Raw genomic sequence first — 26,995 nt, 5'->3', positions numbered from 1 at the left:
ACCTCTAACCCTGTACTTACAACTTCTACTGAACCACTTCGACCCACTGCCCATCGGTACGAACGGCATAATCGTTATCGTACATCGCTTCAGCCTGGACCCCCGGCAAATAATACCTGCCCAAATACGAGGCGTTCAACAATACCCGAAACGTCTTTGTCTCGTTCTTTTTCATATCGAAATAGAAGTTGACACGGTCATCGCGAATATCGGTATGGGTCACTTGGTTATCGGCGAACTCGCCGAAATCGGTAAACCGGGTGTTGACGATTTCCCAACCGCTGGGAAAAATTTCGGTAAGGGCCATATCATCAATGGCATTCGAAGTTGTGTTGGCCAAAGTGACTTCGGCCACAAAATCGGTGCCCTGGGGCATCTGGGCAACATTCATTCTTGAACCATCACGCCCCTTAAATACCATACTGGCCTTTAGATTTCGCTCGATTGTTTTTTCCTCGCCTACGGGCAGAATTCCATTGTTCATAATGTTGACATAAAGCATGTTGTCTCCAACATTTTTCAATATAAAACTATTGTTTCCTTTTTTTATCGCAACCCTGTGCGATGCCAAGGTTTTTGGAGTACTTATGTTTTTCGACTTTCCATTTACCGTCAAATTGGCCTTGATGCCCTTTCCGCCGACCATTTCGGCAAACTTTGCCATCGCCAACAAACTGTATGAAGTGCTTTGGGTACTCATCCAGCGGTTTTCGCTTAGTCGTCGAGCCACGGTTTTTGCCATTTGTTGGGCTTTTGATTTATCGTCTAAAAAGACCAAAGTTTCCAGGGCCATGGCCCGGTTTCGATCTGAAGAACCATAGGTATGGTAATCGTGCTTATCATTTTCAAAATCCAAGGTGGCATTGCCCAACAATTGATTGGCAACGTTCACCTGGCCTATGAGCCCATAAGTGACGGCGAGGCGATATTTGGCCTCATTGGAAAGGTTAGTGGTTTCACGTAAACGGTTCATACTTGCGACATCGGCATTGCCCGAAAGGGCCAAGGTGTACAGGCGATACGCCTGTGCCAAATCGGAATTGTTTGCGCCAACTCGCCATTGCCTTGAACTATTTTGTTGGTATTTCACCCAACTCGATGTAAAACCGATCGGCAAGACATAGCCTTTTTTCTCTGCTTCCAACATAAAATGGCCGGCATAGGTCGTACCCCAATCATTGGCAAAATTCTGTCCGGGCCAATATGAGAAACCCCCATCGGGCCGTTGAAGACCTCCCAAACGTTTAATGGCACTTTCAATATTGTCTTGTATCTGTTTTTTTTGGTTCGAGTCCACATCAAAAATAGCGGTCAGATAAAGTTGGGGGAAGGCCCCGGAAGTAATCTGTTCTACGCAACCGTGTGGATACCGGATCAAGTACTGCATGCGCCCATTGAAGTTCATCGGGGGCAAAGTGGAAAATTCCACCTGGGCCGAATTGCTTCCGGAAACCCCGAAGGTTTCCAGGTCGATAATCTGGCTTCCTTTTGCATCCAAAACCAAATCGTGGACGGTAGTCGTCATCGGATTCGGATTGACCACATCTATAGGTATTTCGAACGAGGCGGTCTCGCCATTTCCGGAAGCCTCTACAACTATCTTTCCGATACCGGTGAAATCGACTACATCTAGATCGAAATAGACCATTTTTTCATCGGGTTCAGAAAATGTTACACTTTGGACGGGTTCGCCCACAATTTTAAAGGATTCGTTCTCCCTAAGCTTGACGGTCACATTTTTCACCTTCTTTTCCATGGCAAAAATGGTGACGGGCAACGTCACACGTTCCCCAGCGGTTATCTTTCTTGGCAACGAGGCCAATACCATCAATGGTTTGCGCACGTAAACGGTTTTTTCTGCCATGCCATAGGCTTCGTTTTCGGCATTGCCGGCAACTACCATGGTACGTGCCGAACCGATATATTTTGGAATCTTGATCTGGTGGGACTTTGACTCGCCCTTCTTTAAGCTGAAGGGACCCAAGTATACCACCATGGGATCGAAACGATTGGCCTTCTTGTTCTTGGCTCCTGCCAGTTGGCCATCGCCACCTATCGCAAAAACTTGGTCGATACGCCCGCCGAAGGCGCCGATGACGTCATCGTACACATCCCAGGTTTTGACTCCCAAAGCTTCATGGGCATAAAACCCATCCCACGGATCCGGGGTTTTGAATCGCGTCAAATCCAATAGGCCTTCATCAACAATGGCAATGCTGTAGGTCATAGCCTTCTTGTTCTTTTCGCTCACTTTTACGGTAATGTTCTCTTCAGGACGAAGTTCCTCTGGCATGGTAATCTGTGGTTCGATCTTGGTCGCCGGATCTTCAACCGAAATCGGCACGACACCATACAACCGGATCGGGTTATCGTTCAAAGTGGTCGCATGTGGTTGCAGCAACGAAATATGGATATAAACATTAGGTGTGTACAGTTCGGTCATCGGCAACTCGAACTTTGTTTCGACTTTAGTGGTCTCTACCCAAAGGTTTTTCAGTACCTCGGTGCCATTTTCGGCGGTGACCAAAGCACGACCGCCTTCAGAGCTGGGAAAAGTTACCGTGGCCGTTTCGCCAACATTATACTTTTCCTTATCCGTGGAAAACACCAACATGGTGGCTGCGGACGGGTCGTTCTTTTGTGACCTGCCCGCCCAACCTGGCCAATCGATATAGATGGTTTTTCCCGTAGCGTGGCCGCCATTTTCGTCTTCGACGCGTACTAGATAACGCCCCCATTGCGGATATTTCAATTCGAAATCGAAACTGCCCTTCCCGGAGGAATTCGTGCTCACAGTTTCCTCAAAAACCTTTTCATGATAACTGCTATTGCTGAAATTGCTGAAGTTATCGGCGGAAGTATCCCACCACCAACGCCAATTTACCTTGTGAACCGTCACTTTTAGGTCTTTTACCGCCTTGGGATTTCCGTTTTCATCGACCGAGACCACTTCAAACTTATGGGGGGTATCGGTCAGAAGCATCTCACGGGTCTTGTCGCCTTTCGGAACGTTCAGTCCGATATAGGTCGTGTATGGCGAATAGGGCTTCGTGAAGACATCGGTACTAAAATCTCCCCCGTTTTCATAGACTTTAGTGATAAAGGCCGTGCTCAACATACCAGGTGCTTTGCTATCCAATTGTGGATTCATGGAGAAACCGGCCTTACCCTGTCCATCGATTTTTCCGTCGAACACGATCTGGTCTTCCACGGAAAAACTTCGTGTGGGATCATCAAAAATATATCCAGGAAACTTGTCGAATTTTGTGGCCGTTGTACTGAATTTTGCCGTAATGTCGACTTTTAGATTCTTGGCTATCGCACCATGCAGCCATTTTACCTCCAAATCGCCACGTATAGGATTACCTCCTGAGAGTACTTCATGTTCAAAATCGGTCTTGATTTTTAGACGGTTCGGTTTAATGGTCTCGATCTTAAGTGATTTTGTAAAGAATGCACCGCCGACCGACACCTTGGCCAGCCAATTTCCTGTGGGCGCGTTCGCATCGGTCTTGACATCGAACCGGTAGAAATTATCTAGGCCGGTTGTCTTAATCTCGTGATGTACCACTTTATTATAGGGGTCGAACAGTTCTAATTTTACCGGATGGTTTTCGGGCAGTTTGTTCGCATTGTCGTTCAGCATAAAGGAGAGGAAAATCTTATCGCCAGGCCGCCAAACGCCCCGTTCGGCAAAAATGAACCCTTTGATTCCCCTTTGAAGTTCCGTTCCCGAGACCTTGAACTTACTCACTGATAACGCATTGCCATCGTTCAATTTAACATAGGTCTTTTGGCCCTTGTTTTCGGCAATCGCGAAATAGGCCAATTTTTCGGAGGTATAAATCCCAGTGCCATCGACACCTGTAACCATACTGCCAATCGCTTGTTGCTGAAAACTGTAAAACGTCACCTTTGCCCCGGCAACTGGTTGCGTGTTCAGAATATCGTTTATGGCCACAAAATAGCTTTTGTTGGCCCCTTTTTTAACAGTTACGCCTATATCGGAGGCCAAGACATTGATACCTACCTTTTTATCATAATAATAAGATTTATCACAGGGGTTTTCACGCTCGTTCCAATTGTAATCGTAGTAATAGTCGTCATAGTAATTATCGATACCATCCCATGAACTATCTTCTTGGGCCTCATCGAAGTTTTCACTGTTTTCGTTCTCGGGTTCAAAATTATTTCCCTCGCAGGGGTACGAGCTGTAGGCAGGCTTAAAATTGAACTCTACACGATAAATGGCCCCGACTTCGGGAGAAATCAAAGCTTTTAGGTCTACTGCATGGGCCGCCCATTTGCCATTTGTATTGCCAAAATTGTTCTGAAGCGTTATTTTCTTAGTGGCGATAGGGCGCGCCACCGAACGTAAATTGTAACTACCGTCCAGGTTATTCCCTTGAAGAAATTGCATTATGTTATTTTCATAAATCTTCAGCACCGAAACATCGATAGCTTTTAAGTTTACAGTCTCAAAATCAATTTTTAGGTTACTCGATGAAGGTAAAATCGTTCCGTTGGAAAGTAAGCGAACTTGTGGCTTCATTTGTTCAAAGGCCACCCGCTCTTCGAATTTTGATCTTAGTTTGTAGCCATCGGCACTTTCGATTCCCTCGAAAACTTCTAAATCGACGGTTCCCTTGAGTTCTATCGACGGATAGACTCTCAAGGTATTGCCATCTACCGAATATTTGGGACTATTATCACCCTTCAAGACTACCAATCCCTTAAAATTTTGGTCTTTTTTTATGGGATCGGAAAAGTTGACCATAACCGATTGGGGCTCGCCCGTTACGACAATGGCATCCAAGACGGTAAAATTGTTCTTTCCAGGTATTCTCACATTGCTCTTGCCCCCGCTATCGATATCGAATTTTTCCCCATTCCAAGAAATTTCCAATTCGGAATCTTCTTCATAGCGTTGAATACTATCTATCTTGAACTGAAATTGAGTTCCTTCTTCGACTCCCGCATCAAATTTTACCGCAATCGTTTTACCCTTGTGACTGACTTGAATCAATTGTCTTGCCTGCTCTAAACTTAGCACATCGGCACTCCGTAATTGCCCTTGTAAAAACTGTCTTTCCTTGGTATACGATCGTAAAGGATCTGTATACACGGTGAACTGTTGTTTCAATGTCCTTACCCCGAAAGTCAAAGTGCCCAATTCTTTGGTTATATGGTTTAAGATGGCTCTTAAGTCTAAAATGAATCGGTATTCGGTATCTTGTTTAAGAGCATTTTCAGGAATGAATGCTATGGTACGGTCATCAAGGGCCACGACCTTCCCTTTCACATTCGGGGAAATGCGAAGAAGATCTTTATCAAGTTCATCCCCATTGTTCCATGAATCGATGGGTTGATCGAATACCACACGAATGTCGCTCGTTGCCGAGATAATACCATGCGAGACCTCGGAAATATACGCTTCAAACTTATTTAGGTCATCGAATTCTTCGCTTGAATCTTCCTTTTTGGAAGTACATCCAGCGACCAAAACCATGATTAGGGAAAAACTGAAAAGGATCTTAGATTTCATCAGCTCATATTTTGTTCAAAAATAACTAGGTTTTAAACAAAATTGTTCACCGCCATCCATGAAAATGATGTGCAAAGCCCCGTCTTTAATCAAAACGAACTTCCCTGTTTTTTTATTACCTGCCTCCAAAAAATAAGTTATCCGGAAATTGTGGGATTTGGCTTACGAACATATGCATTTCATCGAAAAAAAAGTTTTTTTCGAATATCGTAACATCATTTATCGTATCATTACAAGGTCGAACCCCTTCGACAAGTTTCCGGTTATCGGAAACGATACCCCACTCTTCACGACCTACTTCTAGAACGCCTACTTACAATTTAGAACATTGTATGAAATTGAAGTTGAAATATGCCTACTTGGTATGTTTTGTATTGGCGTTAGTATCTTGTAGCACAGAACCTTACGAAAGTACAGAAATACCGAAAGCGGAAAATGACGTGGCTTTGGAGCAAGAATTGCTCGGAATCGTCAATGACCATAGAATTGCGCTAGGCTATTCTTATTTGGAGTACAGTGCCGTAGCCCATGAGTACGCAAATACACATAATGACTACATGATTGCCAGAGGTGGCATCAGCCACGATAATTTCAGCGCAAGGGCCTCGAATATAGCCTCTGAGGTAAGTGCTGAATTTGTGGCCGAAAATGTGGCCAAAGATTATCCGACCGCTGCTGCTGCATTTCAAGGGTGGCTTGAAAGTTCAAACCATAAAAAAACAATGGAGGGTGATTTTACCCACACCGCGGTGAGTGTGAAAAAAGACGCCGACGGAACCTATTACTACACACAATTGTTCTTTCGCTAGAAAGAACAAAACCGTTTTCTTTTACTAAATTTGGGAGAATCAATTAGTGGTCGTTCGCCGTCTTAGCGAGCAAACAGCCAACAATTATCAATTCTTGACATATGTCTATAAAGCCTCCTTTTAACCTCAATAAATGGATCGAGGAAAACAGGGACACCTTAAAACCGCCTGTAGGAAACAAGAATCTATATAAAGATGCGGGTGACTATATCGTAATGGTGGTGGCGGGTCCAAATGCCCGAAAAGACTATCACTACAATGAAACCGAAGAGCTTTTTTATCAATTAGAGGGGAATATCGAAGTACATATTCAGGATAATCGCCAAAAGAAAACATTAAAACTTGGGCCCGGCGATATGTACCTGCACCCTGCCAAAATACCCCATTCGCCAGTACGCCATGAAGGAAGCATCGGCCTGGTAATAGAACGAAAACGGGCAGATATGAATGTCGATGATGGTCTACTTTGGTTCTGCGACAATTGCAACCATAAGTTATATGAGGCCTATTTTACCCTAAACGATATCGAAAAAGATTTTCTGGAGCATTTTAAACATTTTTACAGTTCGAAAGAACTGCGAACATGCGACAATTGTGGCACCGTTATGCCCGTGGACGAAAGATTCATCGCTAGAGAAGATTAAACATGCAAATTGCCATCTATATTCTTATCGGGGTCATAGCCATACTGCATATTTATTTTCTTTGGTTCGAAATGTTCGCATGGACGACCAAGGGACGTAAAATATTCAAAAAATTATCGCCCGAACTGTTTGAGCCTACCAAACCCTTGGCCGCCAATCAAGGATTATATAATGGTTTTTTGGCCGCTGGACTACTTTGGACCTTCTTTATTCAAAACGCCATATGGAAGTACAACGTTGCACTGTTCTTTTTGGGATGTATCGCAATTGCCGGAATCTATGGCGCCTTGACCGCTGAAAAAAAGATATTCTTCGTTCAGGCCCTACCTGCCCTAATAGCGATATTGCTCATTTTGATACGGTAGTCTATACCCTCTATATAAGACTTACTTTTTGTAGCTTTGCCCAAAATCTAACAATCTATTTTCAAAAAGTTATAAAATGTCCAAAATCACCACTGAATTTGATATGGAAAAGACCTTGAAATCATTAGGAGTCAAGGAAATCAATGAAGGAACCTCAACAGGTTCGGACAATTTTTCATCCGGTACGATTATCGAATCACGGTCTCCAGTTGATGGGGCCCTCATTGCAAAGGTCAAAACCACTTCTAAAGACGATTATGAAAAGGTAATGACAAGGGCGGTTGAGGCATTCAAAATATGGCGAAAGAAACCCGCCCCGCAACGCGGTGAAATTGTGCGTCAATTCGGCGAGAAACTTCGTAAGCTAAAAGAACCTTTGGGAAAATTGGTCTCGTATGAAATGGGAAAAAGCTACCAAGAAGGATTGGGCGAAGTGCAAGAGATGATCGATATCTGCGATTTTGCCGTTGGCCTTTCAAGACAGCTCCACGGACTTACCATGCATTCCGAGAGACCAGGTCACCGTATGTACGAACAATACCATCCGTTGGGGGTTGTCGGCATAATCTCGGCGTTCAACTTCCCGGTTGCCGTATGGTCATGGAATACGGCCTTGGCGTGGGTCTGCGGTGACGTATGTGTTTGGAAGCCTTCCGAAAAGACACCATTATGTGGCATCGCTTGTCAAAATATCGCTGCGGAGGTCTTTAAGGCCAATGGCCTACCTGAGGGAATTTCATGTTTGATCAATGGGGATTACAAAGTTGGTGAAATGATGACCCATGACAATCGAATTCCTTTGGTATCGGCCACCGGATCCATTCGAATGGGCAAGATCGTTGCCCAGGCCGTTGCCGCAAGGTTGGGCAAATCGCTACTCGAACTTGGAGGAAACAACGCCATTATCGTCACGCCGGAAGCCGATATCAAAATGACGGTAATCGGAGCGGTTTTCGGGGCCGTGGGAACGGCCGGTCAACGTTGCACCTCGACCAGAAGGCTCATTATACATGAGTCGGTTTATGATCAGGTAAGAGATGCCCTTATCGATGCGTATAAACAATTACGCATAGGAAACCCCTTGGACGAAAGTAATCATGTGGGGCCGTTGATCGATACCGACGCCGTCAAGTTATACAATTCGGCATTGCAGAAAGTTGTTTCAGAAGGAGGCAACCTCATTGTCGAAGGAGGAGTCTTGGAGGGAGAAGGCTATGAGAGCGGTTGTTATGTGAAGCCCGCCATCGCAGAGGCACGACCCGATTTTGAAATCGTACAGCATGAAACTTTCGCCCCCGTACTTTATCTCTTGAAATATTCGGGTTCTGTCGAAAACGCCATCGAAATACAAAATGGGGTGGTCCAGGGCCTATCTTCTGCAATTATGACCAATAACCTTCGAGATGCAGAACAGTTCTTATCGTCCAGCGGTAGCGACTGTGGTATCGCCAATGTTAACATAGGTACTTCGGGTGCCGAGATCGGAGGCGCATTTGGTGGTGAAAAAGAAACAGGCGGCGGCCGCGAATCTGGTTCTGACGCTTGGAAAATCTATATGCGAAGACAAACGAATACAATCAATTATACCGCAGAATTACCCTTGGCACAAGGCATTAAATTCGATTTGTGATAAAACAAAAAACCACCGTCTTTTCAACTACTTGTCCGTTCCCCCGAGAGACAAGGTCAAAAATACGGTGGTTTTCTTAACACTAAACTAACTAACTCAACTAAATATTATATACCCTTAGCTTTGAACAACTTAAAGCTCAGTCTTGTTTCTCCGATTTAACCCTGATCATGATTTGCATCATGAACTCTCCAGCTTCCATGAAGAAGTTCTTGGGTCCCTAGAACGATTACCATACAGCAAAAGTTCAACAATCTTTTGAATTTCGACTTCATTTCAATTTGGTTCTCTAAATGCTCCATCTAAAATAAAAAAGAATAGGGGCCCTAAAAAGCGATGATGTACCTATACGATAAAAACATGTGTACATGATACGTTTCTATGTATAATCGGTATATTTTATTTTGTAGGTACTATCGTTTTTCAGCCTTAACTTTTAAACCTGATCTTAACCTTTTGGCTTAAGAAACTAGGAATCATTTTATTAGTTGTTGAAATCGAGATTGTTCTTTGCTATTTAGTAATCCCTTTTTAACATTTTTTAAGCTTTTTTTAATACATTGCTATAACAAACACTAAATCATTATAAACAATGTCAAAATCAACAACTAGTATAATCGGTATTATACTGACTATTGCTCTAGGGGTTTTTGCGTACATGAACCTTTGTAGTTCCTGCGGATTACAGGCGGTTACGGAAGAACCCGTCGAAGAGGCCGTAGTGCCTGCGCCCCCCGATCCCACATCGTATCCTTTTGCCTTTTCCGATGGTGATTATTCCTGCGATGTAAACGACAATTACAACTTTAATGTGTCGTCATCAACGATTATCAAGCCATTGGCCCAAACGGTGACCAATTGCGTCGATGGCCTTAAAACCTTTTTGGCCGATAATACCGGAAAGGTCATCAATATCACGGGATATTACACAAGTGATGAAGTAAACGATTCTGCCTATCCAAATTTAGGCTTGGCAAGGGCCAACGCCGTAAAGAACCATTTGGTCGACAGTGGAATTTCATCGACGCGTATCAACACTTTTGGGAAATTAATGGATGAAATGGTTCCCGATGGAAATGTATTATTAGGACCTGTAACCTATGGCATTACCGGTGAATCGGCCGATACTGCCGATGAACTTAAGGTACTCTATGAAAAAATAAAGTTCGATCCATTGGTGCTTTACTTTGATACCGCAGAGGCCTCAATAAACCTCAGTGCCGAGCAGCGCCAAAAAGTTGCCGATATTTCAAGATACCTTGACAAGGTTGAAGGCGCAACGGCTAGTATCGTCGGACATACCGATAATACGGGCAATGCGGCCGATAATATGAAACTTGGTCAAAACAGGGCCGATTTCGCTAAAAATTACCTTATGGGAAATGGCATTGCAGAGGTAAAGATCAATGCAACCTCCAAGGGTCAAACACAACCTATTGAGAGCAATGCCACCGAAGAGGGCCGGGCTAAAAATAGAAGAACGGTCGTAACATTAAACTAAACTATTAACTATAAAAATTAAAGAATATGGATTTTTCAAATATTTGGTGCTGGTTGATTCCTTTATTGACAGGCTTAATAAGTGCGATAATAGGTTATTATTGGGGCAAAGGGTCAAGTACTACGATTGACAATTCAGCAGACCTGAAACTCTTACAGGATAAGAATGCCAAACTACAGGCCGATCTCGATGCTTGCAATGGCAAACTTTCAGCAAAAGCAGCCGCGCCTATAGTTGCTGCCATACCTTTTAATGCGGTCGCTGCAGAAGCGGCCATGGGCAAAAAAATCAAGCAAGACGACCTCAAAGTCGTTGAAGGTATCGGACCTAAAATCGAACAAATGTTCCATGACGGGGGTATCAAAACCTGGAAAGCACTTTCTGATACTGCGGTAGCGCGCTGTCAAGAAATTCTTGATGGCGGTGGCGAACGCTACAAGGTTCATGATCCCGCTTCATGGCCTATGCAGGCCAAAATGTGCTACGAGGGCAAATGGGCCGAATTGGCCAAATGGCAAGATGAACACGACCATGGTAAGCTCTAAATAAGAAAGCGGGCAGTTTACCTTTTGGTCAGGTACCAAAAACTCCGAATACCAAAATGTTATATTTTGGTGTTCGGAGTTTTTTTTCGGTTTGAATTAAATCATTCCATTGGCCTCTACCCACTTGAAGCGATATTGGTCCTCAGGAAATTTCATACGTTCGGCAATACGCTCCAATCTTTCGGGCAATTTAACCAAGTAATCCCTTGCTTTTTCAGCCTCGTCAGAAAGATCCCTAACTACGTCAATTTCCCAAAAAGAATTGAGCTTTCTCAATATCTCTACGTAATCTTGGGCCGTATAGACCCCTAAGCGCTGTGCACAGTTCGAGAAATTTTCAAAAGCGGTACCGACCGTTCCCCCCGATTCCCTTAAAAAATGGGCGGGCATAACGATTTTCTTCTTCATCATATCGGCAAAGGCCAGCATCATGCCCGATGGATCCTCTCCGAATATGGTCTTCACGAATTGGCGATAGGCCAAGTGATGCCGCATCTCATCTCCTGCTATGATCGTGCACATTTTTCCTAACAGGGCATTTCCTTTTTTCTTGGCCATTTGACCGACCCTTTTGTGCGATATATTGGTCGCCAATTCTTGAAACGAAGTATAAACGAAGTTTTTGTAAGGATCTCTATCGGTTCCGATATCGAAGCCGTCGGTCAATAAATGCTGGGTAGTAATCTCAACTTCCCTCATATTGACCCTACCCGAAAGGTATAGGTATTTGTTCAAAACATCGCCATGGCGATTTTCTTCTGCGGTCCATGCCCTGACCCACTTGGACCAACCATGGCCTTTATTCTCATGTTGGTTTATCCCTTCGACATCCATAAGCCAAGATTCATAGGTCGGTAAAGCTTCCTCGGTAATGGTATCGGCCACCATGGTAACCCAAAAATCATAACCCAGTTCCCTTGATTCGCCCCTTAGGGTTTCAATATCATTCAAAAAATCTTCGCTTTCAGAGTCTGGCAAAAAATCGGAAGGTTGCCAGATATCTTCGATCGGAATGAGAAAAGAATCCATAAACCCCTCTACTTGAGGCTCTATAGCCTGCATTACCTCTAATCGAATATTCTTCTCTGGCATAATAGGTTTTTTGTAAATTTCGTCAATAATACTAGCTTTTCGGCATAAATGTGGCAAAACTTTAATTTCGACCTTTTTCGCCAGGATACAACATATGTACAGGGTCGCTTTGCCATACTTCTTTGGTGTCGACATCCATGATGGAAAGTGGCCCCTTGAATGCGGCTCCGGTGTCCATATTCCAAACATTTGCAGCTTTTTTGGGCATGGCTATATCCACTTTGGAGATCGGTGTATGGCCTATGTAAATTTCCTCATAAAGTGACAATCGTTTAGGATAGTGCATGTCACCTTTGCCCATGTCTCTGTGTAAAGACTGCGCAAGTTCCCATAATGTTCTATCCCAATAAAACACATGGGGTAAATATTCATGCTCAACACCTTTCAGGTTCGTGAAACCGGCATGAAGGAAAAGGCGATTTTTACCATCTAGATAGTAGTTGGTAAGATTTTTGTAGAACATTAGATGTATGTCTTTTACATCATCATCGGCTTTTGCGTAAGAATTTAACGTGGCCTCACCACCATGCTGCAACCATACAGGGTTGTATTCGTCATCGGCAAGCCATTTAACGCATAGTTCATCATGGTTGCCCCTCAAAAAAACGCAGCTATGGGTTTCATCAAGCTCTATCAAATAATTGACCGTCTCAACGGCATCGCTCCAGCCATCGACATAATCACCTAAAAAAATCAATCTGTCGGAAGTTGTTACCTTGGCACGCTCCATCAACTGGCGCAAAGCCTTTACTCCCGAATGTATGTCCCCTATAACCAATGTCCGCATCACTTTGCAAAAGTCGTAATTACCGCGATGATAATAAGAATAAAAAGAACCAAAAAGAATATTTTCCAAAACGAATAAGGTCTTTTTCCGGTCAGTGCGCCCGTTTGACCATTGATATAGAAGTTGTACTCCCTTCCATTATAACGATAAGAGCTGATGTAGACAGGAAGCAAAATATGCTTGAACGTCTCATCGGAAAGTTTGATGTCGGCGTTGAGTATACGCTGGGTATCCCCACCGATATCTCTACATATCCAGTTATGGGCGATCTCTTTGGCCTCTTGGAAAGATCGATGGTGGCCTTCTTTCAATGAGACCGTATATTTTTCAGTAACGAAACCGGATAAATATTTCGAATTGAAGGGAACCAATTCCTTAACATTCCAATGTGAAATATTATGGGGGATTTCCCTTCTCTTTTTTTCCGATGCATTAATAAGTATATCATCGATAAACCCTTTTACCGATCCAGAGGCGTGGGACCAACGTGTTTTTCTGACCTGTCTTGTCTGAGTACCGTTCTTGGTTCTTATTTGTTGTGTTTCATAGTAATAATCGCCACGTTGACCTTGATAGGCCGCATATAGATTGGCGTCAAAAGTCCAATAAGGCATGTAAAGTCCGTGCAATCCTTCGGGATCCAAAGCTGCACGCTTTAATTTGTTAGGTGCGAACCATAGGCCATTGACCCAGTTTTTAAAAATAGAACGTGCTTTTTGGGCATCCAATTGAAAAGGCAGTACGGCCTGCGGAATTATCCATCCTTCTTTTTCGACATCCTCACGGATCAGTGGCTCCCCACAATATACACACGCCAACGATTTATAATTTTCCTCGACATGTTGATTGGCCCCACAGTTTTTGCAATGCAATAGATCAATGGTCTCGGTATAGGCATTTTGACCGACCGCCTTTAAGTAGTGTTGCAGTTCCAATTCCTCAAAACTACTTTTGGCCTGCTCGATAAATTCCTCATAGCCGCAATACTCACATTTAAGTTGATGCGAGCCCGGTTTGAACTTCATCTCGGCACCACAATTGGCACAAGATTTTTTATGTTCCGATTTTTGGGTTTCTTCCATGAATAATACCTGTCGTTACCATAGAAATGGAAATACACAACATGATGAAATTGTACCTTACGATGTTGGCAACGGTGGTGGTGTATTGCTTCCCAGAAAAGGTTTAAGCTCGTCTACATCCTTTAACGCAGTCCAGTTTTGCATCCCTTGCTTCCAGATCAAGGAATCTTTGTTGATGGTACGTGCGGCGAACAGTTCTTGTAACTTTTCAAAAGGTACCGGGCCCATCTGCTGTCCATTTACCGCGTAGTGGTACATGACCTGTGCCGGTATTGGCGGGGGTGCCGTCGCACCCGAAGTTTGCCCGCCGAAAGGTTGTGCCGCTTGCGGGTTCATCATATTGCCCATCTGTTGTGCGAGAACAAAGCCCATGCCCATACCCATGCCTGCGCCGGCCGTACCGCCTTCGTTCTTGGCCGCTTCTTCCATAGCCTTGGCCGCCTTGAACTGGGCCAGTTTGGTCATATCCAATTTATCCAATCGGCTGTATTCGAAAATCTCTTTTTTGAGTTCCTCGGGCATCGAAACGTTCTCGATATAGAATCTCTCCAATTCGATACCGACCCTTCCAAACTCAGGTTGCATGACCTCTTGGCAAGTCTCTGAAAGTTCGGTCGTATTGGCAGCGTAAAGTTCGATCGGCAGATTGGCCTGTCCGATGGTATCGGTAAATCTTGTAACGATGAGGCTTTTTAAATGCTCGTTGACCTCATAATTTGTAAAATGTCCATCGGTACCTACCACATCGACTACAAACTTTCCGGGGTCGTTTATTCGGAAACTATAGGTTCCAAAGGCCCTGATCTCGACCAGCCCGAAACGTTCATCACTCAACATAAACGGATTTTTAGTTCCCCATTTCTCATCGGTAAACAAGCGGGTATTGACAAAATAGACTTCGGCCTTGAACGGACTATCGAACCCGTATTTCCATCCCTTGAGGGTCGTAAGTATGGGCAGGTTTTTTGTGTTCAGGGTATAGGTGCCCGGTTTGAAGACATCGGCCAATTGCCCTTCGTTTACAAATACCGCCGTCTGGCCTTCCCTGACGATGAGCTTTGCATTGTTCTTGATTTCGTTCTGATAACGTTCAAAGCGGTGTACAATGGTATCATCGGTGTTGTCGAGCCACTCGATAATATCGATAAACTCATGGCTCAGTTTCTTCTTTATCTCGTTAAATAAATCCATTTTCAGCAGTGTTTAAATTTTCGAAGAAGATACTGATTTCTCAAATGATGGGCAAAGTGAAACCCACTGCATACTCCACTTTTTTAAAAGTGAACGCTCAAACTTTTGTTTCAAGCTTATATTGTAACTACATTAGGTGATGACAAGCAGCCTATTATGAAAACCGTTTATTGTATTGGCGAACTTTTGATCGATTTCGTTGCAGAAAAACAGGGCTCAAACCTTTCAAAGGCAATCGACTTTACTAAAAAGGCCGGTGGTGCCCCTGCCAATGTTGCCTGCGCCATCGCGAAACTGGGTGGCAACAGTTCATTTATCGGCACGGTCGGTAAAGACCCTTTCGGTACATTTTTATTGGATGTCTTAAAAGACAACGGTGTCAACATTTCTTTCGCCCAGCGAACGGAGACCTTTACAACACTCGCGTTCGTTTCTTTGGCCGAGGACGGGGAACGCGACTTTGTGTTCAGCCAGGGTGCCGACCAAGAACTTGATTACGATTCGAAAATCGGCAGTCTTTATAAGAATAATCTTGTCCATTTTGGGGCGGCCACAGCAATGCTCGGAGGGAGCTTGGAGGAAACGTACCGTCGTTATTTTGACGATGCGATCGCACAGAACGCTTTTATAAGTTTTGATCCCAATTTTCGGATCGATCTATGGAAAGGCAATGAGACAACGTTTATCGAAAAATGTATTCCTTTTATTGAAAAATCGAATCTGTGCAAGTTCAGTTCCGAGGAGGCCCAATTGATTTCCGGAAAATCTAATCTTGAAGATTGCTGCGACTATTTTCATGAAATGGGCGTGCAAGTAATTACGATTACTTTGGGCGGAGAAGGCACGTTGCTTAGTACCGTCTCCTCAAAACAGACCATCGGTAGTATCGATGTACGACCCGTTGATACCACTGGGGCGGGTGATGCTTTCATAGGATGTCTATTACGGCAGGTTTCCACTTTGGAGAATCCGCACGATATTGTCAAGAATCTTGATCAAATGATTGATTTCGTAAAAATCGCCAACAAAGCCGGCGCGATTACCACGACCGGATTTGGGGCCATACCTTCGTTACCCAACTACAAGGAAATTTTTGATTGATTCAAATACTTATCCCAAAAAGTTCGAAATACTTTGTCATTTTTCTGAGGTCAATGTAACTAAGTTAATAGAGACCAGCCAATACTATGGGCAAAGACCTAGAAAACATTTTTCTGAATGCTTTAGATGAGCATCAACATATGCTATTGCGTATATGCTCGGTCTATGCCAAGGATGAGGATGATACCAAAGATCTTTTTCAAGAGGTTTTAATCAATATCTGGAAGGCAATGCCGTCTTTCAAGGAGAATTCGAACATCGGTACGTGGATGTATAGAATCACGTTGAACGTTTGCCTTCGCCTCAAGACCAAGGAAATCAGGAAGCAGAGGAAAGTGCTGCGCATTGACGGCCACACCATTAACATATATAAGGGAGATGTTGGCGAAGAGGGGCAAAATGTAAAAAAAGAAAAACTCGTGCAATTGCGAAAGTGCATCAAACAGCTGAACGAAGCCGACAAAGCGGTCATCACATTGTATCTTGAAGAACTGCCCTACAAAGAAATTTCAAACATTACAGGCTTGACCGAAAACAATATTGCCGTTAAGGTAAAACGTATCAAAACAAAATTGTTGAACTGTTTAAACAAGATACCATGATGGAAGATGAGCTCATAAAAATCTGGCAATCCTCTCCCGAGGTGGAACGGATAAAATTTGAGAAGTCAAGGTTGATGCTCGATATGGATTCGAGTTTGAAACGAATTCATCGTTTTACAAAATACGATATCTTAATTGGCCAAATAGCAGCAATCACAGTATTTCTAGTATTTCTGCTTTATATATATTTCGTGCCCCCTGTACTGGCCAAAATTGCATCATTTTTCATCGCTATTCTGGCGGTATGGCATCTGACAAAACTGAGAAAATTAAAAAAGGGGAAGCCTAAGGAAACAGCAGCAAACTATCTCGAATACTTGAAGCAAAATAGACATTATCTCAAAACCCTAATTAAAATAACCAAAACCCTCGTTTCAGGGTACGCTTTAATTTCCATGCCCGGCTATTTTCTTTTCATTACCGGATTCTATTTAGATCAAATCGTCGATGGCAGTTTATTTATTAAAATGGTATTAATTGGAGCTGTAGGACATATCGCTGCTTTCATTTACACCCTTTACATCCTTAAAAAAATTTATAGGCCAAGACTGCAAAAAATTGACGAACTTATCAAAGTGATGGAGGAATAAACATATAATCAAAAGAAATGAAAAAAAACATGACCTTGGTAGCGGCCCTCTTAATGCTATTAACCGTTTCGGGCCAAGACATCACCGGAGACTGGCATGGTTACCTAAAAGAATTCCAACTGCGGATTGTCTTCCACATCGAGGAAACTGAAAACGGTCTCCGTTCGACAATGGACAGCCCCGATCAAGGCGCAAACGGAATTCCGGTCTCGGAAACACAATTCGAGGATTCCCTTTTGACCATTACCGCGCCCAATCTTGGATTAACCTTTAAAGGGAAACTTATCGACGATGCCCTGGAAGGAACTTTTTCCCAGGGCGGAATGCAACTCCCCTTGAAATTGACAAGGGAGGATATGGAAAAACCCGTTGCCAAACGACCACAGGAACCAAAGGAGCCTTTTCCCTATTACATCGAGGAGGTAACTTTCATAAATGAAGATGCCGATATTTCCCTTGCCGGCACCTTAACACTACCTGAAAAAGCAGGCAAATTCCCTGCCGTGGTGCTGATTACAGGGAGCGGCCCCCAGGACCGAAATGAAGAACTCATGGGCCATAAACCTTTTTTGGTCCTTGCCGACCACCTGACCCGAAATGGTATTGCCGTGTTGCGCTACGACGACCGTGGTTTCGGTAAATCGAACGGGGAATTTGGTAGTTCCACTTCTGCCGATTTTGCCACTGATGTGCAAAGTGCCGTGGCCTATCTAAAAACGAGAAAAGAAATCGATTCTTCAAAAATAGGGCTTATAGGCCATAGCGAAGGAGGTTTTATCGCCCCAATGGTCGCCGCAAAATCAAAAGACATCGCTTACATAATACTATTGGCCGGCCCCGGTCTTCGTGGAGATAAGTTGATTGTGTTGCAGCAAGAGTTGATTGCAAGGGCATCGGGTGCCTCAGAAGAAGACATACAGATCACGAAAGAATTCAACACCAAAGTTTTCAAAATGGTCTTGGAATCTGACGATATCGAAACTTTGAAAAACGATTTAAACCAGTATATGACCCAAGCCTTTAAGAACGAAGCCAAGAACATCGTGCCGGGAGGAACAAGTGTGGAAAACTTCATTGAAACACAGATAAACGTTATTGCCACGCCTTGGTTGGTCGGGTTCGTAAAACACGATCCGGTCCCTGTTCTAGAAAAAGTATCGTGTGCCGTGCTGGCATTGAATGGGGGAAAAGATCTTCAGGTACCTCCAAAAGCAAATCTGCCCCTGCTTGAGCAAGCCCTTTTGAAAGGTGGTAATCAAGAAGGCACCTTTCTTGAACTGCCAGGTCTGAACCATTTGTTTCAAGAAAGCGAAACGGGTTTACCTAGCGAGTATGGCATAATCGAACAAACTTTCGCCCCTTCGGCATTGAAAGTCATTTCAGATTGGATAGTGAAACAGACAAAATAAATCGTATCCATTTCAGAATCAATTATATCTTACCTTTCTCAGGATGCGCAACGACTCTTTTAACGAAGCGTAGATTTTTGCGTCATAGTCCTTGAGTAAGGGACGCGCTTTCTCCATATGGTCCCGGGCCTCTTCGAATCCGTTGAGATAGCAGATTAGGTAAGTGTCGGGCAGTTGGATCAGGTCTTCGATCTCGGTAGCTTTAAGTATTAATTTTTGCTCCAGTTTCTGTAGCAAGACATTGTTGGCGTTGTAAATGTGGTGCAAGGTTTTCTTTTCAAACTGGGGCGCCTCAAAAATCAATTCGCTCTGTATTTGATAGGTGCCATTATTCTCAAAGGCAATAGTAACTTTTTCCAAGGGATAGTACTTTTGTTTCTTGCCCAAGCCCAATTGTAAATATTCAATGGTGGTAAAGGAATGCTCGTCATAGGTTATCGTAATCTCGTCAAGTGTCGAATAGAACAGTTTGACCTGCTCATTGATCAGTTCGATATCGACCCTTGAATAATAGGTCTTGTCATTGACTTTTTTTTTGTTTCCCGCCCAACATACGACGAACTGTTCTTTAAATACCTTATAACTGCTCTCTAAATCCGGATGGCGGTTGTTAATAAAGTCGATTACCCCATCGAGGGTAAGTTCGATATTGTTCTTGGCGTGTTGCTCGATGGTACTGACCGTTTCTGAATTGATGTTTTTCAACTCGATGTCATAGGCTTTTGACAGACTGATGCTTCCCTCCCTAAAAAAAACAGCCCCGCCGTAATATTTCCAGATGTTCTTTCGTAACGAGCACACTTTTCCACTCGACTTTATGGTCACCAGGCCCACTACCTTACCTTCGGGAAGATGGGGAAAGGGTATGTTCTCATATGAGATCAAAGGGGGGTTATTCAAATAGGCGTTGACAAGGTTTTGTATTTTGCTGTCATCAAAGAAATCGACACCGACAATTTTATTATCCTCGTCTTCCACCCCAATTACAATAAAAGAATTGTTTTTTGGGTTGCTATTGGCCAGAGCGCAAACATGTTTTAGAAACTTTCCCTTACCTTCTTTTTGACCGATATCGATGAATCGTTTTTTATCGTAAAAGCTGTTTTCATCGTTGTGGGCCAGGAGATTTTTTACAAGAAGGCGTTTATTGATCAATGGGTTTCGGGTTTCGGGTTTCGGGTTTCGGGTTTCGGGTTTCGGGTTTCGGGTTTCGGGTTTCGGGTTTCGGGTTTCGGGTAAAAAATAAAAATCAATCGAATTTAGACCCTTTTCTTTCTGATTTTTTTAGGTAGCCCTTAAAAGCCCCTATTTTTCTACTTTCGACTTTGGCTTGATCTGTTAGTAATTCAAATACCTCTTCTTTAATGTGATTTCTATCAAAGCATCGATATAATTGCGAGCGTAATTCTCCACAAGAAGCTTTTGCTATACTAAGAAATTGGACAAATTCCCGATTTCCGTTACGTTCGAATCCCTCTGCAATATTATCCATGACGGAACCTGAAGAACTGTTCATTTGATTCCTCAGCTTATAGTCCGTAGCGAGTGAGGTCGTTTCGATCAATTCCCAAACCTCATTGCATAGGTCTCTAGCTTTCTGCCATATTTCCAAATCTTCAAACTCTTGAATTTTAGCCATTTAAATGTTGTATTTAGACAAGCCTTAGAACTTGCCACCCGTAACTCGCAATTATCTTTTATTTACAATGGTGCCACTTGCCTGAGCTGTTGGCATTACCAAAAGATCGGCAATATTCACATGGTATGGCCGTGTAACCACAAAATGGATAATATCAGCTATGTCTTCGGGGTGCAAAGGTTCAAATCCATTATAGACCATATCGGCCCGTTCATCATCTCCTTTAAAACGAACATTGCTGAATTCGGTCTCGACCGCACCTGGATTCACGGCCCCTACCCTTATACCATATTGGTTCAGGTCGATCCGCATACCCTGATTGATGGCATCGACGGCATATTTACTGGCACAATATACATTGCCCTTGGGGTAAACTTCTTTGCCCGCAATCGACCCTATATTGATAATGTGGCCCGATTTTCTCTTGACCATTTGTGGTATGACGGCTTTAGAGACATAGAGCAGTCCTTTTACATTGATATCCATCATGGCATCCCAATCGTCAAGGCTTCCAGATTCTATGGGATCCAGGCCATGGGCATTGCCGGCATTGTTTATAAGAATATCGATTTTCGAAAAATCATCGGGTAATGAATTTATACGTTCAAACACATCCTCCCGATTTCTAACATCAAAGTTTAACAGATGTACCTTGGTCTTGACTTCTAAATCCGTTTTGAGATCGTTCAGACGATCTTGGCGCCTACCGCACAAGACCAATCTGATGCCATTTTCGGCAAACAGTTCCGCAGTGGCCTTTCCTATACCACTCGTTGCCCCGGTAATCAATGCTGTTTTGTTCATGATTTTCATTTCTTATGGGACTTTATGCCCTTGATTGGCTTCCAATAGGGTAAACCAATCTTCTAATTGCAACGCTATTTTCATAGCACCGACGGCGGCACTCAAACGGTTTTTGTTCGTCGTACCTACCACCGGGTATACTTGGGCCGGATGCATTAAAATCCAGGCCAGTAACAATTGGCCCTCGGTCGCCGAATACCTTTCGGTCATGTTCGTCATAACCTCCTTGATTCTTTTTATGTTTTCGGTTTCCTCTTTGAAGTAACCTCCCAAAGGACTCCAGGCCATCGCCATTCTCTTATTGGCAATAACATCGTCAAAAGTGCCATCGTACATAACCTTATCCGCTGTCAATGAGAATTCCACTTGATTGCCTTCTACGGCAATCATTGTTTCGAGCATTGCGATTTGCGACGGCGCAAAATTCGATACGCCAAACGCTTTTATCTTACCGGCTTTTTTTAATCGAGATATCGCTTCGGCAATATCTTCGGGATGCATCAAAGGGCTCGGGCGATGTAATAAAAAGAGGTCAAGATAATCCGTTTGAAGGTTTCGAAGTGACTGTTCCGCCGACCAAACAATATAGTCTTTTGAATAATCATAGTGTTTTATTGTGTTGTCACGTGCCTCACAGACATATTGAATACCGCATTTACTAATGAGCTGAATATTCTCTCTAGCTATTCGACTGTCGGCAAGGGCTTCTCCAAAATCGGCTTCGTTGGTGTAGCCCCCATAGATATCGGCATGGTCAAATGTGGTTATGCCCTCGCCAATACAATGGTTCATCAATTCTATTTTTTCTATCTTCGAAAGCTGCCTTCCCCATCTTCCCCAGGTCATGGTGCCGGCAATAATTTTAGAAAAAGAATCCATGTTTCCCATAGGCCTGTGAAATTAAAAAGAAATCCCTTAAAAACTTCATAAAAATAAGGGCTTGAACCTATTATTTAACCAATCGTTAACAGCAACCCAGTGAATAATTTAACAATTTGCACCGCTGATGACAACGCAACCAATCAAAACCAAAATTGTAAAGTAGCATATGGAAGAAAATACCACTGTAGATATTAGTGCGGTAAACGATAAGATAGCGCAAGAAAGTGCTTTTATCGATTTGCTGATGTTGGAAATGAACAAAATGATCGTAGGCCAAAAACATATGGTCGAACGGTTGCTCATTGGCCTTCTAGGGCAGGGCCACATTCTTTTGGAAGGCGTGCCCGGTCTGGCTAAGACCCTAGCCATCAACACATTGGCAAAAGCCGTTAAGGGAAGTTTCAGCAGAATTCAGTTTACTCCCGACCTTTTACCTGCAGATGTTGTGGGAACGATGATCTACAACATGAAAGTCAACGATTTCTCAATTAAGAAGGGACCGATTTTTGCCAATTTTGTACTCGCCGATGAAATCAACCGGGCGCCGGCAAAAGTGCAGTCAGCATTGCTTGAGGCCATGCAAGAAAAACAGGTGACCATTGGGGATGAGACCTTTACCCTCGACAAACCATTCCTGGTCATGGCAACGCAAAACCCCGTGGAGCAAGAAGGTACTTACCCGCTACCTGAGGCACAAGTAGATCGATTCATGTTAAAGACCGTAATCGACTATCCCAAGATGAACGAGGAGCAATTGATCATGCGCCAAAACCTGTTGGATAAATATGACGAGGTAAAACCGGTTATCACCACCAAACAGATTCTAAGTGCGCAAAAGGCGGTCAGAGAGGTTTACATGGACGAAAAAATAGAAAAATACATTCTCGATCTTATTTTCGCCACGCGGTACCCTGAAAAATACAATCTTGAAAATTTAAAGGCATTGATCAGTTTTGGTGCATCGCCAAGGGGAAGCATCAATTTGGGCGTCGCAGCAAAATGTTATGCCTTCATAAAGCGCAGGGGCTATGTAGTTCCAGAAGATGTGAGGGGCGTGGTACACGATGTGCTACGGCACAGAATAGGGATCACCTATGAGGCCGAGGCCGAGAATATAACTTCAGAGGAAATCATCAACAAGATCGTAAACGAGGTCGAAGTACCTTAAAGCGTTTGCAGTATTTCTTCAAAATTCGGTGATTGAAACTATCGGCCGATGCCGAATACTGTTTACAAAAAAAGATGGATACCAAAGAACTTCTTAAGAAAGTACGAAAGATCGAGATCAAGACGCGCCGTCTGTCAGATCATATTTTCGGTGGCGAATATCACTCCACCTTCAAGGGCCGTGGCATGACTTTCAGTGAAGTTCGTCAATATCAGTTCGGTGATGACGTACGCAGTATCGATTGGAACGTGACCGCCCGATATAATGAGCCCTTCGTAAAAGTTTTCGAGGAGGAGCGCGAGCTGACCATGATGCTTATGGTAGATGTCAGCGGTTCAGAACTTTTCGGAACCGCCAATCAATTCAAAAAAGAGGTCATTACCGAGATTTCGGCCACCTTGGCCTTTTCGGCCATGCAGAACAATGATAAGGCAGGCTTGATTCTTTTCTCAGATGAGGTCGAACTTTTTATTCCTCCAAAAAAGGGGAAAAGCCATGTACTTCGTATCATTAGGGAATTGTTGGAATTCAAGCCTAAAAGCAACAAGACCGATATCAGCGAAGCCTTAAGGTTCTTGAGCAGCGTAATGAAGAAAAAGGCCATTGTTTTCATATTATCTGACTTTATAGCCGATGATTATGAAAAAACCTTGAAAATTGCAGGCAACAAGCACGACCTAACAGGTATTCGGGTCTATGACGAACGTGAAGAAACAATTCCGAATCTAGGGATGGTGCAGGTGGAAGACGCCGAAACGGGTACTGTACAATTGGTCAATACACAATCAAAAAGTGTGCGTATGGCCTATGGCAAGTTCCATAAAGAACGTGTCGATTATTTTAAGGATATTTTTTCCAAATCGGGGTGTGGAACTTTGAGTTGTCGTGTCGATGAAAGTTATGTGAAGAAATTATTGGGCTATTTCAAGCGAAGAGGATGATCGGAAGTATGAAGCATAAAATACAAAATACGAAGTTGTCGTCGCTATGTTTGCGATCCACCGTTCTGTATACTTTCTTCATGTTGTCTCTTCAAGGATTTTCTCAAACTCCTCCAAAAATACGTTCAGAAGTCGATACCACATTTATTAAGATCGGAGAACAGATCAAGTTCACCGTCACCGTGGAAACCGACTCTACCGATCAGGTCATTTTTCCGGATGGGCAAACTTTTTCGCCTTTGGAAACCGTCGAGGCCTATGCCACTGACACTACCCGTAAAAAAGACCGGTTGACCCTCCAGAAGATCTATGCCCTGACACAGTTCGATTCGGGCTCGTACAAGCTTCCGGCCCAACGTATCGAAATCAACGGCAAAGGGTATTTCACCGATTCGTTACAGGTCGATGTAGCCAATGTCGCGGTCGATACCATAAATCAAAAAATGTACGACATCAAGGAATTGATGGTGGTCGAAAAAAGTAATTCCGGGTTGTGGAAAATCCTGATAGCCGTTCTAGTAGGACTGCTCATTTTGGGCGGTTTGCTCTATTGGTTCGTATTCAGAAAAAAACCATTGACCGAAGAAGAAAAAGTGGCTTTATTGCCTCCTTATGACAGGGCCTTGATCGAATTGAAAAAGCTCGAGAATTCAAAGTACCTGATACAAGACGAGTATAAACAATATTACACCGAGCTGACAAATATCGTACGCTCATACCTAGAGGAAGATGTGCATGTCACCGCACTTGAAAGTACGACCGATGAACTCATTGGTAAGCTCGAGATGCTAAAAGATGCCGGCGAGCTGAAAATCGACAACGATACATTGCTACAGTTCAAACGTATTCTGCAAACTGCAGACCTTGTAAAATTTGCCAAATCAAGACCTGAAACCTCGCTTGCCGAGGAGCACAGAAAGTCGATCGAGCAAATCGTCATAAAGACCCACGAAGCATTGCCCGAACCCACTGAGGAAGAACTTTTGGAGCAAGAGGAGTATCGCGAGGAATTGGCAAGAAAAGAACAGCGAAAGAAATGGGTGTTGGCTTCAGGAATTGCGGCGGGGCTTATTCTTATTGCCTTGGCATCTGTGGCAGGATATTATGGGCCAAGAAATGTTTGGGATACGGTAACCCGTCAAAAGACCAAAATATTATTGGATCAAGACTGGATCGCCAGCTCTTATGGCTTTCCGCCGATCAGTCTTGAAACTCCCGAAGTGCTGGTGCGCCAAAAAGTAAAGCTGCCCCCGGAGCAACAAGCGGCCACACAAGGACTTCAGGTATTTGCCTATCAAAGTCCGAACGATGCGATTGCCATTAGCACAACATCACTCTCTTTGGCGAATGTCGAAGAAGATCCCGATTTCGAAAAGACCATAGAGACCCTTTTGAGTAGTCTTGAAAAAAGAGGGGTGAAGAACATCATTACCAAACAAGAAGAATTCACCACCGTAACCGGGGTAAAGGGAATCAAAATATATGGTAGCGGAAAGTTTCCGATTGTCGAATCGAACGAAACGGCCCAGGGCGAGTATAGCATTCTGCTTTTTGGAGGTAAAGGCTTTCAGCAACAGGTAATGATTACTTGGCTATCGGATGACCCCTACGCCCAAAAAATAGTTGATCGTATTTTGCAAACGGTAGAAGTAAAAACTGAAACGTAGATGTTGGAAGGTATCGAATTTGCGAATCCTGAATTTTTCTGGTTGCTTTTACTGCTTCCATTGGCCGTGCTTTGGTATTTTTTCAAACGCAAGGAACAGGCGGCATCGCTAAAAATTTCCACCATAAAAGGTTTTAAGAACAATGGTATACTTCCCAAGTTAAAACCATTGCTCTTTTTGTTCAGATTGCTGGCACTGGCGTCGATCATCGTCGCTATGGCAAGGCCACAGACCGAAGATATATCCACCCGTACCAAAACGACCAAGGGCATCGATATCGTTATGGCCATTGATGTATCATCGAGCATGTTGGCACGTGATTTAAAACCGAACCGGCTCGCAGCTTTGAAAGAGGTAGCTTCGGACTTTATCAAAGAACGACCGAACGATCGTATCGGGTTGGTCGTCTATGCGGGAGAGGCTTTTACCAAGACCCCGATCACCAGCGACAAATCGATTGTATTAAGCGCCCTTAGAGAAATCACCTATGGCCAGTTGAACGACGGAACCGCCATCGGTATGGGGTTGGCCACCTCGGTCAATCGACTGAAGGAAAGTAAGGCGATCAGCAAGATTATCATTTTGCTCACCGATGGGGTCAATAATTCGGGTTTCATTGAACCTCGAACCGCGGCCGACCTTGCAGTAGAATTCGATATCAAGACCTATACCATAGGATTGGGCACGAACGGCAATGCGCTCTCTCCCATAGCTTACAATGCCGATGGCTCCTACCGATACGGTATGCGACAGGTCGAGATTGACGAAGAACTGTTAAAAGAAATCGCCAAGGTATCTGGCGGCAAATACTTCAGGGCGACCGACAATGAAAAACTTGAAGCCATATATGATGAGATCAACAAACTTGAAAAAACCGAAATAGAAGAGTTCAAGTATTACAAATACGAAGAAAAATTCAGGCCTTGGGTTCTTTTGGCAGGAGCTCTGCTAATGTTGGAGTGGCTGTTGCGCAATACCTTGTTCAGAAGTTTTATTTAGAC

General features: G+C 43.6%; 23 protein-coding genes. 14 read left to right on the top strand and 9 right to left on the bottom strand.

The window, feature by feature from the left end; translation table 11 throughout:
* Positions 1 to 25 precede the first annotated feature (25 nt).
* On the bottom strand, positions 26 to 5,545 hold the full coding sequence (locus tag ACEZ3G_RS07225; protein WP_432424769.1) for an alpha-2-macroglobulin family protein: 5,520 nt from the start codon (positions 5,543 to 5,545) through the stop codon (positions 26 to 28).
* Positions 5,546 to 5,877: 332 nt separating this feature from the next.
* Between ACEZ3G_RS07225 and ACEZ3G_RS07220 the strand changes: the two genes are divergently transcribed.
* From ACEZ3G_RS07220 to ACEZ3G_RS07195, 6 genes are all read left to right on the top strand, one after another.
* A complete protein-coding gene (locus tag ACEZ3G_RS07220; RefSeq protein ID WP_432424768.1) occupies positions 5,878 to 6,354 on the top strand; it encodes a CAP domain-containing protein in 477 nt (158 codons plus the stop codon).
* Between the two features lie 101 nt (positions 6,355 to 6,455).
* Entirely contained in the window at positions 6,456 to 6,998 is a 543-nt protein-coding gene (locus ACEZ3G_RS07215) for a 3-hydroxyanthranilate 3,4-dioxygenase (RefSeq protein ID WP_432424767.1), read from the top strand.
* A 2-nt stretch (positions 6,999 to 7,000) separates the two neighbouring features.
* The gene (locus ACEZ3G_RS07210) at positions 7,001 to 7,363 is read left to right on the top strand and encodes a DUF1304 domain-containing protein (protein WP_432424766.1); all 363 of its coding nucleotides are present in this window, start codon (positions 7,001 to 7,003) and stop codon (positions 7,361 to 7,363) included.
* Positions 7,364 to 7,439: 76 nt separating this feature from the next.
* Complete coding sequence (gene amaB, locus ACEZ3G_RS07205; RefSeq protein WP_432424765.1) at positions 7,440 to 8,993, top strand: L-piperidine-6-carboxylate dehydrogenase; 1,554 nt, start codon at positions 7,440 to 7,442, stop codon at positions 8,991 to 8,993.
* A 592-nt stretch (positions 8,994 to 9,585) separates the two neighbouring features.
* Positions 9,586 to 10,494 (top strand): OmpA family protein, encoded by a 909-nt coding sequence (locus tag ACEZ3G_RS07200; protein ID WP_432424764.1) that lies wholly within the window; start codon positions 9,586 to 9,588, stop codon positions 10,492 to 10,494.
* 26 nt (positions 10,495 to 10,520) lie between these two features.
* Positions 10,521 to 11,039, top strand: coding sequence for a hypothetical protein (locus tag ACEZ3G_RS07195; RefSeq protein ID WP_432424763.1), 519 nt, complete (start codon positions 10,521 to 10,523; stop codon positions 11,037 to 11,039).
* Positions 11,040 to 11,135: 96 nt separating this feature from the next.
* On the opposite strand, the gene ACEZ3G_RS07190 is transcribed toward ACEZ3G_RS07195, so the two are convergent.
* From ACEZ3G_RS07190 to ACEZ3G_RS07175, 4 genes are all read right to left on the bottom strand, one after another.
* Entirely contained in the window at positions 11,136 to 12,131 is a 996-nt protein-coding gene (locus ACEZ3G_RS07190) for an acyl-ACP desaturase (RefSeq protein WP_432424762.1), read from the bottom strand.
* Positions 12,132 to 12,192: 61 nt separating this feature from the next.
* Entirely contained in the window at positions 12,193 to 12,918 is a 726-nt protein-coding gene (locus tag ACEZ3G_RS07185; RefSeq protein WP_432424761.1) for a metallophosphoesterase, read from the bottom strand.
* Entirely contained in the window at positions 12,918 to 14,000 is a 1,083-nt protein-coding gene (locus ACEZ3G_RS07180) for a DNA helicase PriA (RefSeq protein WP_432424760.1), read from the bottom strand. The genes ACEZ3G_RS07185 and ACEZ3G_RS07180 overlap by 1 nt, the downstream gene beginning before the upstream one ends.
* 57 nt (positions 14,001 to 14,057) lie before the next feature.
* The gene (locus ACEZ3G_RS07175) at positions 14,058 to 15,191 is read right to left on the bottom strand and encodes an SPFH domain-containing protein (RefSeq protein WP_432424759.1); all 1,134 of its coding nucleotides are present in this window, start codon (positions 15,189 to 15,191) and stop codon (positions 14,058 to 14,060) included.
* A gap of 156 nt (positions 15,192 to 15,347) precedes the next feature.
* Here ACEZ3G_RS07175 and ACEZ3G_RS07170 point away from each other — a divergent pair, with 156 nt between their 5' ends.
* From ACEZ3G_RS07170 to ACEZ3G_RS07155, 4 genes are all read left to right on the top strand, one after another.
* Positions 15,348 to 16,292: a carbohydrate kinase family protein gene (locus tag ACEZ3G_RS07170; RefSeq protein ID WP_432424758.1), complete on the top strand. Its 945-nt coding sequence runs from the start codon at positions 15,348 to 15,350 to the stop codon at positions 16,290 to 16,292.
* 86 nt (positions 16,293 to 16,378) lie between these two features.
* Entirely contained in the window at positions 16,379 to 16,894 is a 516-nt protein-coding gene (locus ACEZ3G_RS07165; protein WP_432424757.1) for an RNA polymerase sigma factor, read from the top strand.
* Positions 16,891 to 17,484: a hypothetical protein gene (locus ACEZ3G_RS07160; protein ID WP_432424756.1), complete on the top strand. Its 594-nt coding sequence runs from the start codon at positions 16,891 to 16,893 to the stop codon at positions 17,482 to 17,484. Before ACEZ3G_RS07165 ends, ACEZ3G_RS07160 begins: the two co-directional genes overlap by 4 nt.
* A gap of 17 nt (positions 17,485 to 17,501) precedes the next feature.
* Positions 17,502 to 18,893, top strand: coding sequence for an alpha/beta hydrolase family protein (locus ACEZ3G_RS07155; protein WP_432424755.1), 1,392 nt, complete (start codon positions 17,502 to 17,504; stop codon positions 18,891 to 18,893).
* Positions 18,894 to 18,911: 18 nt separating this feature from the next.
* Here the strand turns inward: ACEZ3G_RS07155 and ACEZ3G_RS07150 are convergent, their stop codons facing one another.
* The 4 genes from ACEZ3G_RS07150 to ACEZ3G_RS07135 all read right to left on the bottom strand — a co-directional run bounded on the left by ACEZ3G_RS07150 (position 18,912) and on the right by ACEZ3G_RS07135 (position 22,224).
* The gene (locus tag ACEZ3G_RS07150; protein ID WP_432424754.1) at positions 18,912 to 20,048 is read right to left on the bottom strand and encodes an ATP-binding protein; all 1,137 of its coding nucleotides are present in this window, start codon (positions 20,046 to 20,048) and stop codon (positions 18,912 to 18,914) included.
* A 94-nt stretch (positions 20,049 to 20,142) separates the two neighbouring features.
* On the bottom strand, positions 20,143 to 20,532 hold the full coding sequence (locus ACEZ3G_RS07145; RefSeq protein WP_432424753.1) for a four helix bundle protein: 390 nt from the start codon (positions 20,530 to 20,532) through the stop codon (positions 20,143 to 20,145).
* 51 nt (positions 20,533 to 20,583) lie between these two features.
* Positions 20,584 to 21,336 (bottom strand): SDR family NAD(P)-dependent oxidoreductase, encoded by a 753-nt coding sequence (locus tag ACEZ3G_RS07140; protein ID WP_432424752.1) that lies wholly within the window; start codon positions 21,334 to 21,336, stop codon positions 20,584 to 20,586.
* 12 nt (positions 21,337 to 21,348) lie between these two features.
* Positions 21,349 to 22,224, bottom strand: a complete 876-nt coding sequence (locus tag ACEZ3G_RS07135) for an aldo/keto reductase (RefSeq protein ID WP_432424751.1) — start codon at positions 22,222 to 22,224, stop codon at positions 21,349 to 21,351.
* Positions 22,225 to 22,384: 160 nt separating this feature from the next.
* Between ACEZ3G_RS07135 and ACEZ3G_RS07130 the strand changes: the two genes are divergently transcribed.
* The 4 genes from ACEZ3G_RS07130 (at position 22,385) to ACEZ3G_RS07115 (ending at position 26,993) form a co-directional block, all read left to right on the top strand.
* The gene (locus tag ACEZ3G_RS07130) at positions 22,385 to 23,386 is read left to right on the top strand and encodes an AAA family ATPase (protein WP_432424750.1); all 1,002 of its coding nucleotides are present in this window, start codon (positions 22,385 to 22,387) and stop codon (positions 23,384 to 23,386) included.
* 74 nt (positions 23,387 to 23,460) lie between these two features.
* Positions 23,461 to 24,327: a DUF58 domain-containing protein gene (locus ACEZ3G_RS07125; protein ID WP_432425158.1), complete on the top strand. Its 867-nt coding sequence runs from the start codon at positions 23,461 to 23,463 to the stop codon at positions 24,325 to 24,327.
* An 8-nt stretch (positions 24,328 to 24,335) separates the two neighbouring features.
* Positions 24,336 to 25,994 carry a hypothetical protein gene (locus ACEZ3G_RS07120; protein ID WP_432424749.1) on the top strand — a complete coding sequence of 553 codons (1,659 nt, stop codon included), beginning with the start codon at positions 24,336 to 24,338 and terminating at the stop codon, positions 25,992 to 25,994.
* Positions 25,995 to 26,993 carry a vWA domain-containing protein gene (locus tag ACEZ3G_RS07115; protein ID WP_432424748.1) on the top strand — a complete coding sequence of 333 codons (999 nt, stop codon included), beginning with the start codon at positions 25,995 to 25,997 and terminating at the stop codon, positions 26,991 to 26,993.
* Positions 26,994 to 26,995: the final 2 nt, after the last annotated feature.

This window comes from Meishania litoralis, from assembly GCF_042611095.1.
Classification (GTDB): domain Bacteria; phylum Bacteroidota; class Bacteroidia; order Flavobacteriales; family Flavobacteriaceae; genus Meishania; species Meishania litoralis.
Note: the sequence above shows the minus strand (reverse complement) of the source record. Positions and strands in the feature narration are given on the sequence as shown.

What these genes read in the sequence shown, in the direction of transcription:
- ACEZ3G_RS07130 (WP_432424750.1), top strand. Translation starts at nt 22,385, where the DNA reads ATGGAAGAAAATACCACTGTAGATATTAGTGCGGTAAACGATAAGATA.
- ACEZ3G_RS07195 (WP_432424763.1), top strand. Translation starts at nt 10,521, where the DNA reads ATGGATTTTTCAAATATTTGGTGCTGGTTGATTCCTTTATTGACAGGC.
- ACEZ3G_RS07210 (WP_432424766.1), top strand. Translation starts at nt 7,001, where the DNA reads ATGCAAATTGCCATCTATATTCTTATCGGGGTCATAGCCATACTGCAT.
- ACEZ3G_RS07135 (WP_432424751.1), bottom strand. Translation starts at nt 22,224, where the DNA reads ATGGGAAACATGGATTCTTTTTCTAAAATTATTGCCGGCACCATGACC.
- ACEZ3G_RS07225 (WP_432424769.1), bottom strand. Translation starts at nt 5,545, where the DNA reads ATGAAATCTAAGATCCTTTTCAGTTTTTCCCTAATCATGGTTTTGGTC.
- ACEZ3G_RS07155 (WP_432424755.1), top strand. Translation starts at nt 17,502, where the DNA reads ATGAAAAAAAACATGACCTTGGTAGCGGCCCTCTTAATGCTATTAACC.
- ACEZ3G_RS07190 (WP_432424762.1), bottom strand. Translation starts at nt 12,131, where the DNA reads ATGCCAGAGAAGAATATTCGATTAGAGGTAATGCAGGCTATAGAGCCT.
- ACEZ3G_RS07165 (WP_432424757.1), top strand. Translation starts at nt 16,379, where the DNA reads ATGGGCAAAGACCTAGAAAACATTTTTCTGAATGCTTTAGATGAGCAT.
- ACEZ3G_RS07145 (WP_432424753.1), bottom strand. Translation starts at nt 20,532, where the DNA reads ATGGCTAAAATTCAAGAGTTTGAAGATTTGGAAATATGGCAGAAAGCT.
- ACEZ3G_RS07120 (WP_432424749.1), top strand. Translation starts at nt 24,336, where the DNA reads ATGAAGCATAAAATACAAAATACGAAGTTGTCGTCGCTATGTTTGCGA.
- ACEZ3G_RS07180 (WP_432424760.1), bottom strand. Translation starts at nt 14,000, where the DNA reads ATGGAAGAAACCCAAAAATCGGAACATAAAAAATCTTGTGCCAATTGT.
- ACEZ3G_RS07115 (WP_432424748.1), top strand. Translation starts at nt 25,995, where the DNA reads ATGTTGGAAGGTATCGAATTTGCGAATCCTGAATTTTTCTGGTTGCTT.
- ACEZ3G_RS07140 (WP_432424752.1), bottom strand. Translation starts at nt 21,336, where the DNA reads ATGAACAAAACAGCATTGATTACCGGGGCAACGAGTGGTATAGGAAAG.
- amaB (WP_432424765.1), top strand. Translation starts at nt 7,440, where the DNA reads ATGTCCAAAATCACCACTGAATTTGATATGGAAAAGACCTTGAAATCA.
- ACEZ3G_RS07215 (WP_432424767.1), top strand. Translation starts at nt 6,456, where the DNA reads ATGTCTATAAAGCCTCCTTTTAACCTCAATAAATGGATCGAGGAAAAC.
- ACEZ3G_RS07220 (WP_432424768.1), top strand. Translation starts at nt 5,878, where the DNA reads ATGAAATTGAAGTTGAAATATGCCTACTTGGTATGTTTTGTATTGGCG.
- ACEZ3G_RS07200 (WP_432424764.1), top strand. Translation starts at nt 9,586, where the DNA reads ATGTCAAAATCAACAACTAGTATAATCGGTATTATACTGACTATTGCT.
- ACEZ3G_RS07160 (WP_432424756.1), top strand. Translation starts at nt 16,891, where the DNA reads ATGATGGAAGATGAGCTCATAAAAATCTGGCAATCCTCTCCCGAGGTG.
- ACEZ3G_RS07175 (WP_432424759.1), bottom strand. Translation starts at nt 15,191, where the DNA reads ATGGATTTATTTAACGAGATAAAGAAGAAACTGAGCCATGAGTTTATC.
- ACEZ3G_RS07185 (WP_432424761.1), bottom strand. Translation starts at nt 12,918, where the DNA reads ATGCGGACATTGGTTATAGGGGACATACATTCGGGAGTAAAGGCTTTG.
- ACEZ3G_RS07170 (WP_432424758.1), top strand. Translation starts at nt 15,348, where the DNA reads ATGAAAACCGTTTATTGTATTGGCGAACTTTTGATCGATTTCGTTGCA.
- ACEZ3G_RS07125 (WP_432425158.1), top strand. Translation starts at nt 23,461, where the DNA reads ATGGATACCAAAGAACTTCTTAAGAAAGTACGAAAGATCGAGATCAAG.